Here is a 14,807-nt window from a genome sequence, read left to right on the forward strand (position 1 = left end):
AGGGCTGGCACTCTTCGAGCGATGCTCAGGGGCGTTGCTGTTTCGCCGAGGCGTCAATCTGCTGTCTCAATATCTGACGCGTCTCAAAAATCGGAGCCAGCCGTCGATGATCAGGTTTCGCCGAGCATTCGCATGATCTGCTCCCATCGGCCGTCGGTGACGAGCTGTCGATATCGACGCGCCACCGTCTGCCACGACCCGAATGACGGTGGGAGCTCACGCCAGGGGATGCCGTAGTGCGCGCGGTAGCGGATAGCGTTCACGATGGTGCGTGCGTCCGCACTGGGGCGGCCGCGGTGCGCTGGGTTCTCCGGCTGCACGATGCGCGCGACCCGTTGCCATTGCTCGTCAGTGAGCGGCTGAAAATGGGGACTGGCTGTCTCTGTGTTCTCAGCTGCCCCGGGCGAGGCGTCGTCGGCACGCTGATTGCTGCTGCGAGCGGCGACGATCACGCCGCGCGTCGTGTCGCACTCCGTGCATCGGGCTGTGTGTGGAGGCTCGTCTGCTCGACCGGTTGTCACGAACTCGGCGTGCTCGCACGTGAGCTCGACGTACCAGCTGAACAGTGGGCCAGATGAGGCGGGGGACAGGAGCTCGCGCAGAACGTCGATCTGGCGAGGGCTCAACGGTGGTGGAGGGCAGCATCGATGGCAATGGTCCGTCGAGCAGTCCTGAATCCTCCAGAACCCGAACCCGCACGCCGTGTGTGCTGAGCGGAAGGCGTCGTCGTCGGACACGGCGTCGAGTGTTGGCGGCTCTTCGGCCATGCCTTCCACATCGCGCAGTGCTCGGTGGCACGCGCGGCATGGCTCGCCGGCGGCGAAGGCGTCATACGGCTGGTACAGACCTTCCGATGACCATCGCTTTCGTCCGGCCTCGAACGGGTCTGCTGCACGGATACGTGACAGGTGTTCTCAGGCCGCGAGTGCGATCTGAGTGGTCATGATGGTCTCGTACTCGATGGGGGTCAGGCGACCGAGCCGGTCCTGTCGCCTTCGGCGGTGGTAAGTCCGTTCGATCCAGGTCACGATCGCGATCCGCAGCTCGGCCCGAGTGGCCCAACGACGGCGGTTCAGGACGTTCTTCTGCAGGAGCGAGAAGAAGGACTCCATCGCGGCGTTGTCCCCCGCGGAGGCGACCTGGCCCATCGAGCCCACGAGGTCGTGGCAGCGTAGGGCGGCCAGGAATCGGCGCGACCTGAATTGGGAGCCGCGGTCCGAATGCACAACGCAACCGGCGACATCACCGCCGCGGCGGGAGACCCCCGATACCAGAGCGTCGACCGCGAGGCGGGTCTTCATGCGATCGCTGATCGAGTACCCCACGATCCGTCCCGAGTAGACGTCCTTGACCGCGCAGAGATAGATCTTGCCCTCACCGGTGGGGTGCTCGGTGATATCGGGCTCTTCACAATCGAGGGTGTAGTTGGGGTCTGAAGCCGCCGGTCTCGAGGAGCGCGCGGGCGATGTAGTTGGTGAGGTTGCGGAAGCCCAGGGCGGAGCCGCGCAGGTGCTCGAGCCGCCCGTTGATGGCCTCCGTGGGACCGTTGCTCGTGCCGGGCCGGTCGAAGTAGGCCAGCACGTCAGCGGCCCGACGTTTGAGGGTCCGGCCGAGCCGACGGATCTCGGCCAGCACCGCCGGGACACCCCGGCTGAGCGAGTCGATCAGCTGAGTCATCAAGACGCGACCGCGAGCCCGGTCGGGCTCGCGGTAGGCAGTGACCATCTGCTGGTAGACGGCCCAGGTGGCCTCGACCTCGACGTGCGTGTCGCCGGCGAACAGTCTGTTCAGGCGCTGGTGCTGTCTCTCGGTGAGCAGGCCCAGACCGGTGTGCAACGTCCGGCGGGCGGCGTAGAGCGGGTCCCCGGAACGGCCCCGATGCCCATGAGTGTCCTGCTGGACACGGCGCCGGGCGTCATCGAGTGCCTCGCCGGCGAGACGGACCACGTGGAACGGATCCAGGACAGCGACCGCGTCGGGCAGCTCTTCGGTGGTTGCGGTCTTGAAGCCGGAGAACCCATCCATCGCGACGACCTCCACGCCGTCTCGCCAGGCCTGAGGGCGGCCGGCGAGCCACGTCGTGAACGCCTGCTTCGAACGGCCCGCGACCATCTCCAGGAGCCTGGCCGGCCCTGTCCCGTCACGGATCGGGGTCAGGTCGATGATGACGGTGACGTACCGATCGCCGCGCCTGGTGTGGCGCCACACATGCTCATCGACCCCCAGGACCTGCACGCCGTCGAACCGGGCCGGGTCGTTGATCAATGCCCGGTGTCCTTCGGTCAGGACCGCGGCGTTGGCGGTGTTCCACGAGACCCCGAGCCCCTCGGCGACCCGAGCGACCGTGAGGTGCTGGACCACGACGGCCTCCAGCGCCCACCGGAGCCCGCGGCGGGAGAGCCGAGCTCGCGGCTCCGCAGCCGCGGTGGTGTCCTGGCGCCACACGTGCCCGCACCCAGTGCACCGATAGCGACGCACCGTGACAAGCAGCGTCGTGGGGCGCCAACCCAACGGCTCATGGGCCAGCTCGCGGGTCACCGTGTCACGCGGGACGCCCTCGCAGCCGCAGCACCGGCACCACTGATCGGGCTCGACGACGCGGCAGGCGATCACCGCACGATCGGGCTCGAGACACTGCCCGACGGCCTCGAGGCCAAGCTCGTCGAGCCGAGCGAACGTGGTCAGGTCCGGGCAGGCGAAGGTAGCGTCAGACACGTCGAGGTCTTCCCGATGGGAGGCGTAGGAACCCCCATCATCGGAAGACCTCGACCCCTACCCAGGCACCGACGCGCCACCCCGCCCCCTCACGGCACTACACCCTCGATTGTGAAGAGCCTCATTTCCCCGACAGGTTCGCCTGAGAGAGGTAGGCCGCTGCGCGGCGCAGGACCTCGTTCTCCTGCTCGAGCAGGCGGACACGCTTCTTCGCTTCGCGCAGCTCGGCCGACTCGCTCCGGGTCACGCCGGGGCGGTTGCCGTCCTCGACATCGGCGGCCTGTAGCCAGTTACGCAGGCAGGACTCGCTGATCCCGAAGTCTTTGGCGATGTCCTTGATCGGAGCGTCCCCGCGGCGGGCCACGGCCACGACATCGTCGCGGAACTCCTTGGGATGAGGTCTGGGCACGATCGACATCCTTCCAGCAGCACCTTCCGGCACCACAGATCAGGTGTCACCTATCCGTGCAGCAGACCCGAACGTGGTGGAATTCCGGTTCAACGTCTGACCGGTCTCGCAGATGAGCGAACCGAAGGTGGGACGACACGCGGTGAGCGGGGCGGTTGTATTCGTTCGAGCCCGACGATCCGTGTCGTCGCGCACGACGGCCTGATCCCTGACGAGCAGCGGAGCCCGCGCGCAACGAATCGGACTGGACCCGCTGACTCGAGGGCAGGTACCTTTGCCGCTCGGTGGCATGCCACCGACTGCGCTTCCACGTGAGGACACGTGAATCATCGCGGAGAGGCCTGAGACGCTCAGGACATGTCCGGATGGGGTGCGGCGCACGATGCGCCAACTTCATTCCGCCGATGCGACATCGGCCACGAAAGGACATGACATGTCGTCGAAGGACGAGAAGAACCTGACTCAGGTCATCGACAGGATCTCAAGCATGGAGGAGCGGTCGATCGTGCGGCGTGTGCACGACATCATCGTGACTGCCGCCCCCGATCTCAAGCCGCGGATCTGGTACGGAATGCCCGCTTATGCGATGTCGGCGAGCACTCCCGCACTCGTGACGCTGCGCAACGACGAGCGATTGAACCTCGCGCTCACCGAGAAGGTCGACCACCGGCCGGCGGGAGGCGCCGACGGGACGCTGATGCCGGCCGCCTGGTACTTCGAGGCGGTGGACGCGCACACGGAGAAGCGCATTGCGGAGATCATCCGCTCGGTGGTCGGCTGAGGCTGGCACGCCCCTTCTCGGACTCTCCGAGGGAGAGTGTGCGCCCGTGGATCAGATCGCCGCGATGGTGCCTCTGGAGGTGGCGTGAGCAGTAGCCCCGTCGCGGTGGACGACGATCTCATCCGATCCGTACTCGGTCATCTGCGCAGCCAGGACCCCGGCGGCGTGGTCGGCGTGTACCTCTGTGGCTCGGGTGCGACGACCGGGCTGTATCCCGACAGCGATGTCGACCTGCTCGTCCTCACCCGCAGATCGCTGACCACAGCGGAGCGGGCCCCGTTGGTCTCGCTCCTGCTCGACGTCTCGGGGTGGAGTGGGCACGAGGGCGAGTTCCCCGCGGTCGTCGACCGTCGGCCGTTGGAAGTGACCAGCGTGGTCGTGGACGACGTGGTCCCCTTGACTGAGCAGCCGCGTCGCGACTTCCAGTTCGGGGAATGGATGCGCAGCGAGCTCGTCGACGGCGTCGTTCCCGTGCCGGAGCGTGATCCGGATGTGGTGGTCCTCCTGTCCGCAGCGCTGGGTGCGCACCGGGTGCTGCAGGGGGCGTCGCTGCGTGACGTCGTGCCTCGCGTCCCTCCTGCTCTGCTTCGGCAGGCTCAGCTCGATCTTCTCCCCGACGTGCTCGACGGCCTGGTCGGCGACGAGCGCAACGTCCTGCTGACCCTGGCGCGGATGGCCGTGACGGCTGAATCGGGACAGCTGCTTCCGAAGCGCGATGCTGCTGAGCGGATTCGCCATCGCCTGGATGAAGCTGGGGCCGGTCTGCTGGCGCTCGCCAGGGAGGAGTACCTCGGGCGGGTCCGGGTGGACTGGTCCCGGGAACGACACCGGACGCTCGGTGTCGTGCAGACACTTCGACGTCTCGTTCACGACGCCGCGGACGACCCGGTGCCGGGTTCGGCATCGGGCTCCACCTGACAGGTCGTGCATGGAGTCCGGTCTGCTGCACCCGAGGAGGTGCACACCTTTCGCGCGTACGCCACCTCAGGACGCTGCCCCCCAGCACCCCGAGCCGCCCTTGCGCTGAACGACATCCCAGGTCGCAGACCCGCGTCCATCGCGTGGTGGGAGCAGCGTCCTCAGTCGGTCATCCGTGACGGACCCGAGTACGTTGGCGTCATGACCGAGGTCGTGTTCGCTCGTGGCCGCTGGTTGCCCGACGTGCTGCGCGAGGACGGACGGCTGCGTCTGGAGATCATCGGCGGCGCCGATGCTCTCGGCGACGCTCGGCGGTTCACCATCCCCTTCTCCGAGGCGCACGTCGCGCGGATCCGGGAGGACCTGCCTCGACACGTGCTGCTGCGCGCTGCTCTGCTGCCGCTGTGCTACGCGGCAGGAAGCATGGGTCGTATGGACGAACCAGCGGCGGTCCGACTGCTGGAATCGGTTCTGTACGGCGACGAGGGCGAGGTCGACGCCGTGTTCGAGACCTCCCCCGGGGACAGCACGCACACGCTCATCTCCCACGGCGCGGACCCGGTGCTCCTCGATGCGGGGAAGGCGTATGCCGCGGCGCAGTCGGCAGTGGCATCGACCTCGTGGGACCTCGTCCGCGAGTACGAGGAGCGTCGACGAGGACCCCTGGCCACGCCGCGACCGCGGCATCATCGCCAGGCAGGCGAGGGGGCACTGCTCGCCGACATGAGTGCGGAGCAGCGCTGTAGGGTTCGTGGCGATCACGCCTTAAGTCATGGGGGTTGACTCGTGGGACACGCCGTTCGCGACGACCGCATCGACCTCGACGAGCTCGAGAACAGCCTGGCGAGGCAACGTGAGTGGATCGACCGGGACCGTCAGGGAGTCATCGAGTCCCTGGCGCGGATCGATGCGGATCCTGCCTCCGGAGCTGCGGCGCTGAGGGGATCGGTGGGGGATGCGCCCGGTCTGTGCCGTGGTTACGTGACGTACTTCAGCCGGTGCTATGCGGCGGGGGTGCCGGTTCCGGAGCTGGCGGCGGACCTGTGTGACGCATGGCGTGACGACCTGCTGCTCTCGTTGCGGCTGCAGACCCTGATGGCCGGGGCAGATCCGAACCTCCGGGCGGTGTTCCAGGACAGGGACATACACCGGGGGGCGATTGATTGTGCTCTGATCGCGACGAGCCTCGGCCGCGCGGATGTCGCGACGACCGTGCTGTCACATCCCTCGGTGGCGGCGCTGCCTTCGCGCGTCCTCGATGCGCTCGCGGTCATCCAGGGGGTTCCGCGGCCGGTGAGCGAGAACGACACCCTGTCGCGGGCGTACGAGGGGTGGTTGAAGGTCGGAAGCGCGACGCGTGGTCGCCGACAGGTCGCGTTCGAGCGCTATGTGCGACGTTGGCGCGCGGACAACGAGAAGGTCCGCCGGCTGATTCCACCCACCAGTGAGTTCTTCACCGGTGAGTGGGTGTTCGAGGCGGTCGTTCTGGCGCAGGCGTACGGGCTCGACGACGGGCCGGTGCGTGACGTGCCGGAGTACCCCGTCGATCTCGCCGATCACGCGCGTGAGGCGGGGCTCCCGCGTCTGGGTGATGACATCCGGTTGCCCGGTCCGTGGAAGAAGCCCAAGCCGCCGAGAGTCATCGAACCGGAGGTGGCCCGCGAGCCGGTCGAGCTGTCCGGGACCGTGTCGCGCGACGACCTGGCCGCGCTGCTGACGCCGGTCGGCGGTGGCCCGCTGGGCGCGACGACCGACCACGCGCTCCTCGATGCCGCGGTCGAGGCGGGGACCGTGCTCGTCATCGACTGGAAGGGCGTGGTGCCCGAGGAGACCGGTGAGCTGCTGAAGTCGGCGTGTCGCGATCTGGGCATCCCGGTTCCGGGTCGCGTGCCGTGGAAGGCCACGATGACCGTGCCCGACGGGGTGCAGAAGTTCGATGAGTGGCTGACCGTCAACGGCGCGCGACTCGTCACGCTCGACCTGGACTCCGACGACCTGATCGTGGCGCCCGTGCTCGTTGCGGATCACGAGAGCTTCGCGGATCGGGCGAGCGACACGATCCGGCTGCGGTCGGTCGAACAGTTCGTCGCCGACCATAGATAGCTGTCGGCGTCGACGATGTCCTGTGGGACGGGCCGATGCGATGGTCTGGCCGCAGACCGCGCACCGTCCGCCGTCGCCCCGGTCGCCCGCCTCATCGGTCGTGCCTGAGGCCTCACAGCGGCGGCGCACCGCCGGCGGCGAGGTGGTTGACGAGCGCGACGACGTGCTCCGACCACTTGCGGTCGGCGACCTTGACCGTGAGCGGGTCGCCGCCGTGCCGGTGCACGTGCAGTCGCCAGGAGAGCAGTTTGGGCTCGAGCTCGGCGCCGGCCACCTGGGCGGCCGGCACCTCCTCACGCACGTGCCACCAGGCGACCATGCGGTCGACGGTGTGGACGATGCGGCGGTCGGTGACGACCAGGAGTGGCCACGAGTCGCCCTTGAGTGCGCAGAGGAGGTACTCGTAGACGACCTCGTCGGGCTCCAGCACCTTCGTGGCGACGTCGAGCTCATGCTTCCCGCCGCGCTGCGGGTTGCGCAGAGCGGCGTTCATGAAGGTCTCCTGAGCACGTGTCCACGCCATGGGCCGCACCGTACCCAGCGCCACATCGGGGTGTGCCCACGACATCCGCGCCCCTCGTCACCAGTGCGGTCGTGGTCATCTGGTGCTTCGCGGCCTGGCTCGTGCCGGTGCTCGTCGGCTCGGTGATCTGGTGCCGTGCCGTGCGGGTGCTGACGGGTCGGGGCGCGCGTGCGGCGTAGGTGGGACCGCCGCGCGGAGAGCCGGGCATCGACCGCGTTGGCTCCTCGTGTCGAACCCGTGGCATGGTGGGGACGAGAGCGGGCCGCACCCGACCGCACGCCCCCGAGGAGTCTTCGACGATGAGCTTTTCCGTCTACCTGTCCGGCGAGATCCACACCGAGTGGCGTGATGAGATCCGGCGGGGTGCGGAGGCCGCCGGCCTGGACGTCGCCTTCACCGCCCCGGTGACCGACCACCCTGCGAGCGACGCCGCCGGCGACCACCTGGGCCCGACGGACAGCCAGTTCTGGCGCGACCACCGGTCCGCCAAGGTCAACGCCATCCGCACGCGCACCCTCATCGAGCAGAGCGACCTGGTGGTGGTGCGCTTCGGGGATCAGTACAAGCAGTGGAACGCCGCCTTCGACGCCGGTTACTGCGCCGCGCTCGGCAAGCCGTACGTGACGCTCCACGACGCGGACATCATCCATGCGCTCAAGGAGGTCGACGCCGCGGCCCAGGCCTGGTGCACGACCACCGACCAGGTGGTCGAGACCCTGCGGTACGTCCTCCGGCCCTGAAGGATCCGTATCGACGGTCACGGCGTCGGACCTTCTAGATGCCTCGTTCCCACAGGATGACCTCGAACAGCTCGCCGACCTGGCGCTTCCCCATGCGGGCGAAGCCGAGGCTCTCGTAGGAGCGTCCCGCGAGCCGCGCGAGTGGTTGCGCGCCGAGGGCTGGTCCGCCGAGGCCGAGGGACACGCCGACCGGCTTGCACCGCATGACGACGACGCGCCTCTTACCCGACGCGTGCTTGCGGTAGATCGTCACGGCGGAGGCAACGCGTGGGTGCCGGTCCTCCGCGAGGCGGTCGGCGATCTCGAGCCCGCGCCTGACGTCGGCATCGGACCCCTTCTTGATGAACCACAGCGGGGCGGTGATCGCCGACCGTCGCCTCAGGGGGTCCCGCGATCGCGTGAGGTCCTGAAGGACGGAGAAGGCGGTCGCGCCGACGAGGACCGGCCAGCCGAGCACGCGGGGCGCTGCGCGATCGACCATGTCCCACGTGCTGACGGCATCGTGGTGGTCGAGGTAGAGGCCGGCGAGATCCGCCCGCCCCTCGTCGTCGAGGCGTCGTCGGGCGCGGAAGTCCAGGATGCAGAAGGCGGCGAGGCGAGGCTCGTACGCAGGGTGCGCAAACAGTGCCTCGAGCTCCGTCCGCGGGACGTCGGTGGCCCGCTTCGCGATGTCGAACAGCGTGCCCATCCGGACGCCGATGACCGGTTCGTCGTCGGCCACGCGGGCGCGGATCCGAGAGACCTCACCGGCGTCGGCCGCGCCGTGCAGCGCGTCGACCAGGTCGTCCGCCGTGCTCAGGGAGTCACCCATGCCGAGAGGCTAGCCAGTGTGTCGGGCCGAGCCGTCGTTGCCGGACCGATGACCGGGTGCGATACTCCGTGCGAGAGCGCGTCGGGCGGGGGAACCATGTCGCTGGAGGACCGTGCCTCTCCACGACCTGCGACAGCCGCCGACGGAAAGGTGTACGCGCATGGCACGGAAGCGCAAGACGCTCCCCAAGGACTTCCAGCGGATGCTCACCTCGGCATCGCTGACGGAGCTCGTCGCGGTGTACGACACCTGCGAGCTCGACGCGTACGGCGGGTACCGGAGGTCGACGGCCCTGGGCTTCCGGGACTGTCCCGACGAGCTCATCGTGTGGCTCGTCGAGCAGGGGCTCGACGTCGACTCCCGTGACTCCGCGGGTCGCACGGCCCTGGCCGATCGGGCGCAGTCCGCCATGCCGGGGCATGTCCGGCAGATCGGGCTGCTGCTGTCGCTCGGGGCGGACATCGAGGCGACCGGGACGGACGGCCGCACCCCGTTCCAGAATGCCGTGCTCCTCCTGAGGGCCCGCGCCGCCGAGCTGCTCGCCGAGTACGGGGCGGCGGTCTCCGGCGACGGCTGGGACCCGACGACGCTGCTGGAGCTGGCCCTCGGTCGGGTCGAGAACGCGACCGTCACCGAGGCCGTGCCGATCGCCCGCCTGCTCGTCGCACGAGGGGCGTCGGTCACTGACGGGATGCGGGACCGGGTCGAGCGGATCGGCGCGAGCTTCGAGCACTATCGCGATGTCTTCGCCGCGGACAAGGTCGACGAGACCGACGCGGCCCTGCGTGAGCTGTACGCGATGTTCGACGTCGAACCCGTCGCGAGGCGGGTGATGCACGACGGCTCCTCCCCGATCGTCGTCCCGGCCGGCAGCTGGCGGGAGCAGCACGCCGCGCTGTGGGAGCTCCTCGTGCCCGGGACGGGGGCCGCGGCGACCCGTCAGGGGGAGGTCATCCGCATCACCGGCAAGGTCGCCGACGAGATGTTCCGCAACGGTGGGGCGAACTGGGGCCCCGACTACCGGGCGATGATCGATGCGGTCGTCACCACGATCGGTACTCAGGCACCGCTCTCCCCGGACGCCCTCGCCGAGGCGCGGGACCTCGGCGAGCGGACCCGCACCGGCCGGGGCGCCGACGCCGACCTCGCGCGCCTCACGGAGCTCGCGGTCGATTGGGTGACGCGGAACCCCGAGCCGCTCCCGCTCGGCGACGTGCCGTACGCCCGCTGAGCAGCCCCCGTCAGGGCGTCGGATGCGGCGGACGCCGAACACCGCGCGTGCTGCGCTCGGTGGCGAGCCCGAGCCGACCCACCTCGCAGAGCGACCGCCGCCGGCCGCCAGGAGTGCGAGCGTCGCTGCTCGATGTCGACGCCGCGGCGTATCGTCCCGCCGTGCCGGCGTCCGCCGCGCACCGACCGGAGGGAGTCACGTGAACCCCGAGGCGTCCGTGGTGCGACGCGGGACCGGCATGCCGTTGGTGGCGATCCATGGCAACGGCGTGGATCATCGCCTGCTCCTGCCGCTCGACCCGTGTTTCGACGACGGGTGGGAACGCCTCTACCTCGACCTCCCGGGGTTCGGCGGCGCGCCCGCGCTGACCGGCCACGGCGACCTGCCGGACCTCGCGCGGTGGCTCGTCGACGCGGTCCGCGGGCTCGTCGGGACGGCTCCGTTCGCCCTGCTCGCCAACTCGCTCGGCGGGCTGCTCGCCCGGCACCTCGTTGCGCAGCTGGGCGAGCAGGTGGTCGGGATCGCGCTGATCGCGCCCGTGGTCGACCCGGACCCGGCCCGGCGCACCCTGCCGGACCGTCTCGTGGTGGAACGGGACGACGCGCTCCTCGCGTCGCTGCCCGCTGACGACCGCGCAGAGTTCACCGGGATCGCCGCGCGCCAGACGGCGGAGTCGTGGCTGGCGTTCCGCGACCACGCGCTGCCGGGCATCCGGTCCGCCGACCCGACGGCGATGTCCCGGCTCGCGGCCCGGTACGTCCTCGACGACGTGCCGGAGGCGGTGTCACCCCCGTTCGTCCGCCCCGCTCTCGTCGTCACGGGCCGGCAGGACCACGTGGTCGGGTACCGCGACCAGCTCGGGCTGCTCGACCACTACGCGGCCGCGACCTACGCGACTCTCGACCGGGCCGGGCACAACGTGCACCTCGAACAGCCGGACGTCGTCTCGGCCCTGGTCCGGGAGTGGTCGCGCCGGGTCCGGGGTGCTGCGCGTGGCCCCGGTGTCGCCAGGCAGCGCTAGCCGCACCGACGTCGTGACGATCGGCCCAGCCCACGTGCGGAGACGACCGCGTTGCCGAGGACGATGAGCGCGATACCCGCCCACTCGTTCACCGCGAGCTGCTCACCCAGCAGGACGAGCCCGGCGAGCGCCGCCCAGACCGGGTTGATCGAGGTGAACGTCCCGAACAGCGCCGCCGGGACGCGGCGCAGGGCCTCCAGGTCGGCGACGTAGGGGACGATCGACGACAGCAGCCCGCAGGCGGTCGCGAGCAGCAGCGCGGACGCGGTGGGTGGACGGGCGGCGAACCAGAGCACCGCCACCGGGAGCCACGCCAGCGCGGTCACGGCGGCTGCCACCGCGGTGCCGTGGAGTCCCGGCAGCCGCCGACCCACGGAGCGGTTGAGCAGGATGTAGGACCCCCACGCCACGGCGGCGACGAGAGCGAGCGCGATGCCGAGCACGTCCGTCGTCGGGCCCGGGCTCGTGAGTACGACGACGCCCGCCCCCGCGAGGATCGCGCAGGCGACGTCGAGCGCCCGCCGCGAGCCGGCGATCGCCACGGCCAGGGGTCCGAGGAACTCCAGCGTGACGGCCAGACCCAGACCGATGCGCTCGATGGCCAGGTACAGACTGAGGTTCATCACGCTGAACACGACCGTGAGCCCGAGGACCGGGGACCACTGGGCCCTCGTCAGCCCGCGCAGCGGCGGTCGGACGGTCGGTAGCAGGACCGCCGCCGTGACCAGCTGGCGAACCGCGACGACCCCGACGGGCCCGATCGCAGGGAACGCCGTCGCCCCGAGGGCGGCTCCCGTCTGGTTGGAGGCCGAGCTGCCGAGCATCGTCGCGATCCCCGCCGCACGCCGGCGCGGGCTCGCGGTCGCTGACGAGCGGGCGGGGTCCTGCTGCGCATCTGCGACCGACGACCGACTCATGCCCGTCACGCTAGGAAGGCCGTTCCGATCCACCACATGCATGGAGCGGTCGTGCCATACGCTTTCCTCATGGAGTGGTCGTTGCGCGAGCTGGGGGTGTTCGTCGCCGCGGCCGAGGCGGGGTCGTTCACGGACGCCGCGATCGAGCTGGGCGTGTCCCAGGCCGCCGTCTCCCGGACGATCGCCTCCCTCGAACGGACCGTGGGAACCCGCCTGCTGCGCCGAGTGTCGCGGGGCTGCGAGCCGACCGGGGCCGGCAGCCGGCTCCTCCCACCCGCCCGCCGGGTGCTCGCGGAGGCCGACCGGTTCGAGGAGCTCCTGCGTACGCGGCACGAGCGGCTCCGCCTCGGGTACGCGTGGGCCGCGCTCGGGGCCCACACGGCCACGCTGCAGCGGTCCTGGGTTCGCGAGAACCAAGAGATCGAGCTGGAGCTCGTGCGCCACAGGTCGCCCACGGCGGGACTGGCCGAGGGGCTGTGCGACGTCGCGGTCGTGCGCCGCGACGTCGACGAGAAGCGCTTCGGGTCCGTCGTCGTCGGCCTGGAGCGTCGCCTCGTCGCCTACGCGGACGACGACGCGCGCTGGGCGAGGAGGCGCAGGCTGACCCTGGCCGAGATCGCCGGACGCACGGTGGCCGTCGACCCCCGCGTCGGTACCACGACCCGTGACCTGTGGCCCGACGGAGGGGGCCGCCCCGAGCTCGTCGAGACGTCCGACGTCGACGTCTGGCTCGACACGATCGCCGCCGGGCGCGCCGTCGGCGTCACGGCCGAGGCCACCGCGCACCACCATCCCCGGCCCGGCATCGCCTATCGGCCGGTGACGGACGGGCCCCGAATAGCGGTCCGCCTGGCCTGGTGGCGCGATGCACGTCCGAGCGGTCTCACCGAGCTCGTGGATGCGGTGACCCGGCTCTACGCCGGCGGACGCGTTCCGGCGCCCTGAGTACCCTCGGGCGATCACGACCACCGACGGGGGAGGGGCATGCTGACGGACTACCTGCGCGATCACGCGTTCACGATCGCCTGGTTCGGCCTCATGGCCTTCGTCTGGTTCGGCTGGGGCCAGGAGGACCCGCCCGCGAGCTGGCGGTGGCGCCTCGGCGTCGGGTCCGGGCTCGGCCTCGTGCTGGCCGGCGCCTTCGGCGCGTCCGTCGCCGTGCACTGGGGCGGCGGCTCGGCGCTCGAGGGGCGATACCCGTGGTTCGGGGCGCTCGTCGCCGCCGAGGTGCTCCTCGCGGGCGCCGGATGCCTGTGGCTCTGGCGCGTGCGCCGCACGCGCTGGATGGCCTGGTGGGTGGCGGTCTTCGTCGCCCTGCACTTCATCCCGCTCGCGTTCTTCCTCGGCGACGCCTCGCTCGCCGTCCTCGGCCTCGTCCAGCTGGTGGCGCTCGCCGTCCTCGTCCCGCGGCTCGCCCGGGACTCAGTGGCGACCAGCCGCCTCGTCGGGCCGACGATGGGTGTGACCCTGCTCCTGCTTGCCGCGGTGTCCGCCGTCGTGCTCCTCGTCAGGTACGGCTCGCCCTGGTGACGCGTGCCCACCGGATACCCACTCCCGCCGGTGGGTCGGACGGGTGGCGAGGCCGCCCCGACCCCTGACGCCGTCGGAATTGCGGTGGACCGTGCCGACCCCGGGCCGCACGCTGGGTGCCGTCCGCGCCGTGCCCCACGGCGCTGCCGACCCGGCCGGACCCGACCTGAGGAGACACGCATGGCGAGCCGCCGCACGCTGCTGATCGGAGCCGCCGTCGCGGCCGTCGTCGTCGGGGGAGTCGTGGCTCGCTCGCGGGTCGGGCGGCGGTCGGGTCCGCCGGAGCCTGCCGTGCGGCGGACCTTCACCACTCCGACCGGGATGGACGTCGTCGTCCTCGGCGACGGTCCGCGGACGATGCTCGTCATCCCGGGCGGCCCGGGCAGCGAGATCTCCGACGGCGGCATCGGGCGGATGATGGAGAAGGGCCTGTGGCCGTACGTCGAGGCCGGCTGGACGGTGTGGATGGCGACCCGGCCGCGCCACATGCCGCCCGGGCACACGGTCGCGGACATGGCCGCCGACCACGCGCGTCTCATCGACGACGAGATGGGCCACGCGGACGTCGTCCTCGGGCAGTCGTTCGGCGGGATGATCGCCTTCCACCTCGGGGCGGACCACCCGGGCGTGGCCGATCGATTCGTCGTCGTCGGTGCCGCCGCCACCCTGAGCGACTGGGCGAAGAGCCTGGACCGCCGGCTGCTCGCCGCCGATCGTGCCGGACATCCCCACGAGGCCGACGCGGTGCTGGTGGAGCTCCTCGTCGACCTCCCGGACCTGCCCGGGGTGCGCGCGCTCGCCGGGCGGGCGATGGGCGCGATGCTCGCGCGGGGGCGCACCCCGAGGTCCGACCTTCTCGTCGAGGTCGCCGCGGAGGTCGCCTACGACGCGCGCGAGACGCTCGCCCGCATCGCCACGCCCGTCCTCCTCCTGGGCGGGGGGGCGGACCGCTACTTCCCCGTCGAGGCGCTCACGGCGACAGTCCAGGGCATCCCGGGGGCCGACCACCGGATCTACCCCGGCGTCGGGCACGTCCAGCTCTTCGGCGACCCGCGGGTCCCGCGCGACGTGCTCGACTGGCTGGCCGGTAGCGCCGATTGACCGCCTC

Annotated in this window: 16 protein-coding genes and 2 pseudogenes; 11 read left to right on the forward strand and 7 right to left on the reverse strand. The window is 70.7% G+C overall.

The annotated features are described in order from the left end of the window. Positions 1-110: 110 nt before the first annotated feature. The 4 genes and pseudogenes from ACPYO4_RS13305 to ACPYO4_RS13320 form a co-directional block, all read right to left on the reverse strand. Positions 111-452 carry a transposase gene (locus ACPYO4_RS13305; protein ID WP_425709733.1) on the reverse strand — a complete coding sequence of 114 codons (342 nt, stop codon included), beginning with the start codon at positions 450-452 and terminating at the stop codon, positions 111-113. A 462-nt stretch (positions 453-914) separates the two neighbouring features. After that, positions 915-1,400 (reverse strand): annotated as a pseudogene (locus ACPYO4_RS13310) (IS3 family transposase); the annotation flags it as partial. A gap of 7 nt (positions 1,401-1,407) precedes the next feature. Further along, positions 1,408-2,715 carry an ISL3 family transposase gene (locus ACPYO4_RS13315; RefSeq protein ID WP_425709734.1) on the reverse strand — a complete coding sequence of 436 codons (1,308 nt, stop codon included), beginning with the start codon at positions 2,713-2,715 and terminating at the stop codon, positions 1,408-1,410. Between the two features lie 142 nt (positions 2,716-2,857). Continuing rightward, a pseudogene (locus ACPYO4_RS13320) lies at positions 2,858-3,124 on the reverse strand (transposase); the annotation flags it as partial. 433 nt (positions 3,125-3,557) lie between these two features. On the opposite strand from ACPYO4_RS13320, the gene ACPYO4_RS13325 reads away from it, so the two are divergent. The 4 genes from ACPYO4_RS13325 (at position 3,558) to ACPYO4_RS13340 (ending at position 6,926) form a co-directional block, all read left to right on the forward strand. Then, on the forward strand, positions 3,558-3,905 hold the full coding sequence (locus tag ACPYO4_RS13325) for a DUF1801 domain-containing protein (protein WP_425709735.1): 348 nt from the start codon (positions 3,558-3,560) through the stop codon (positions 3,903-3,905). 105 nt (positions 3,906-4,010) lie between these two features. Continuing rightward, entirely contained in the window at positions 4,011-4,823 is an 813-nt protein-coding gene (locus tag ACPYO4_RS13330) for an aminoglycoside adenylyltransferase domain-containing protein (RefSeq protein ID WP_425709736.1), read from the forward strand. A 201-nt stretch (positions 4,824-5,024) separates the two neighbouring features. Further along, positions 5,025-5,606 (forward strand): DUF6357 family protein, encoded by a 582-nt coding sequence (locus ACPYO4_RS13335; RefSeq protein ID WP_425709737.1) that lies wholly within the window; start codon positions 5,025-5,027, stop codon positions 5,604-5,606. A gap of 3 nt (positions 5,607-5,609) precedes the next feature. Continuing rightward, positions 5,610-6,926, forward strand: coding sequence for a DUF6630 family protein (locus ACPYO4_RS13340; RefSeq protein ID WP_425709738.1), 1,317 nt, complete (start codon positions 5,610-5,612; stop codon positions 6,924-6,926). Between the two features lie 112 nt (positions 6,927-7,038). Here ACPYO4_RS13340 and ACPYO4_RS13345 read toward each other — a convergent pair whose 3' ends face one another. Continuing rightward, the gene (locus ACPYO4_RS13345) at positions 7,039-7,449 is read right to left on the reverse strand and encodes a hypothetical protein (protein WP_425709739.1); all 411 of its coding nucleotides are present in this window, start codon (positions 7,447-7,449) and stop codon (positions 7,039-7,041) included. Between the two features lie 32 nt (positions 7,450-7,481). Between ACPYO4_RS13345 and ACPYO4_RS13350 the strand changes: the two genes are divergently transcribed. Then, positions 7,482-7,628, forward strand: coding sequence for a hypothetical protein (locus ACPYO4_RS13350; RefSeq protein ID WP_425709740.1), 147 nt, complete (start codon positions 7,482-7,484; stop codon positions 7,626-7,628). A gap of 120 nt (positions 7,629-7,748) precedes the next feature. Then, positions 7,749-8,189: a YtoQ family protein gene (locus tag ACPYO4_RS13355; protein ID WP_425709741.1), complete on the forward strand. Its 441-nt coding sequence runs from the start codon at positions 7,749-7,751 to the stop codon at positions 8,187-8,189. A gap of 34 nt (positions 8,190-8,223) precedes the next feature. Here ACPYO4_RS13355 and ACPYO4_RS13360 read toward each other — a convergent pair whose 3' ends face one another. Next, positions 8,224-9,000 carry a DNA alkylation repair protein gene (locus ACPYO4_RS13360; RefSeq protein ID WP_425709742.1) on the reverse strand — a complete coding sequence of 259 codons (777 nt, stop codon included), beginning with the start codon at positions 8,998-9,000 and terminating at the stop codon, positions 8,224-8,226. Positions 9,001-9,160: 160 nt separating this feature from the next. On the opposite strand from ACPYO4_RS13360, the gene ACPYO4_RS13365 reads away from it, so the two are divergent. Both ACPYO4_RS13365 and ACPYO4_RS13370 read left to right on the forward strand, forming a co-directional pair. Then, positions 9,161-10,231, forward strand: a complete 1,071-nt coding sequence (locus ACPYO4_RS13365; RefSeq protein ID WP_425709743.1) for an ankyrin repeat domain-containing protein — start codon at positions 9,161-9,163, stop codon at positions 10,229-10,231. Positions 10,232-10,430: 199 nt separating this feature from the next. Continuing rightward, positions 10,431-11,252, forward strand: coding sequence for an alpha/beta fold hydrolase (locus ACPYO4_RS13370; protein WP_425709744.1), 822 nt, complete (start codon positions 10,431-10,433; stop codon positions 11,250-11,252). Here ACPYO4_RS13370 and ACPYO4_RS13375 read toward each other — a convergent pair. Next, complete coding sequence (locus tag ACPYO4_RS13375; protein WP_425709745.1) at positions 11,249-12,169, reverse strand: EamA family transporter; 921 nt, start codon at positions 12,167-12,169, stop codon at positions 11,249-11,251. The two genes, ACPYO4_RS13370 and ACPYO4_RS13375, sit on opposite strands and share 4 nt — an antisense overlap. 51 nt (positions 12,170-12,220) lie before the next feature. On the opposite strand from ACPYO4_RS13375, the gene ACPYO4_RS13380 reads away from it, so the two are divergent. The 3 genes from ACPYO4_RS13380 (at position 12,221) to ACPYO4_RS13390 (ending at position 14,800) form a co-directional block, all read left to right on the forward strand. Beyond that, complete coding sequence (locus ACPYO4_RS13380) at positions 12,221-13,114, forward strand: LysR family transcriptional regulator (RefSeq protein WP_425709746.1); 894 nt, start codon at positions 12,221-12,223, stop codon at positions 13,112-13,114. 39 nt (positions 13,115-13,153) lie between these two features. After that, entirely contained in the window at positions 13,154-13,699 is a 546-nt protein-coding gene (locus ACPYO4_RS13385) for a hypothetical protein (protein WP_425709747.1), read from the forward strand. A 180-nt stretch (positions 13,700-13,879) separates the two neighbouring features. Further along, entirely contained in the window at positions 13,880-14,800 is a 921-nt protein-coding gene (locus ACPYO4_RS13390; protein WP_425709748.1) for an alpha/beta fold hydrolase, read from the forward strand. Positions 14,801-14,807 lie beyond the last annotated feature (7 nt).

The organism is Georgenia sp. Z1491, from assembly GCF_049856175.1.
Classification (GTDB): domain Bacteria; phylum Actinomycetota; class Actinomycetes; order Actinomycetales; family Actinomycetaceae; genus JB111.

Excerpts from the sequence above, each read along its gene's own strand:
- ACPYO4_RS13365 (WP_425709743.1), top strand. The coding sequence starts at position 9,161 with ATGGCACGGAAGCGCAAGACGCTCCCCAAGGACTTCCAGCGGATGCTC.
- ACPYO4_RS13375 (WP_425709745.1), bottom strand. The coding sequence starts at position 12,169 with ATGAGTCGGTCGTCGGTCGCAGATGCGCAGCAGGACCCCGCCCGCTCG.
- ACPYO4_RS13325 (WP_425709735.1), top strand. The coding sequence starts at position 3,558 with ATGTCGTCGAAGGACGAGAAGAACCTGACTCAGGTCATCGACAGGATC.
- ACPYO4_RS13345 (WP_425709739.1), bottom strand. The coding sequence starts at position 7,449 with ATGGCGTGGACACGTGCTCAGGAGACCTTCATGAACGCCGCTCTGCGC.
- ACPYO4_RS13355 (WP_425709741.1), top strand. The coding sequence starts at position 7,749 with ATGAGCTTTTCCGTCTACCTGTCCGGCGAGATCCACACCGAGTGGCGT.
- ACPYO4_RS13385 (WP_425709747.1), top strand. The coding sequence starts at position 13,154 with ATGCTGACGGACTACCTGCGCGATCACGCGTTCACGATCGCCTGGTTC.
- ACPYO4_RS13390 (WP_425709748.1), top strand. The coding sequence starts at position 13,880 with ATGGCGAGCCGCCGCACGCTGCTGATCGGAGCCGCCGTCGCGGCCGTC.
- ACPYO4_RS13335 (WP_425709737.1), top strand. The coding sequence starts at position 5,025 with ATGACCGAGGTCGTGTTCGCTCGTGGCCGCTGGTTGCCCGACGTGCTG.
- ACPYO4_RS13360 (WP_425709742.1), bottom strand. The coding sequence starts at position 9,000 with ATGGGTGACTCCCTGAGCACGGCGGACGACCTGGTCGACGCGCTGCAC.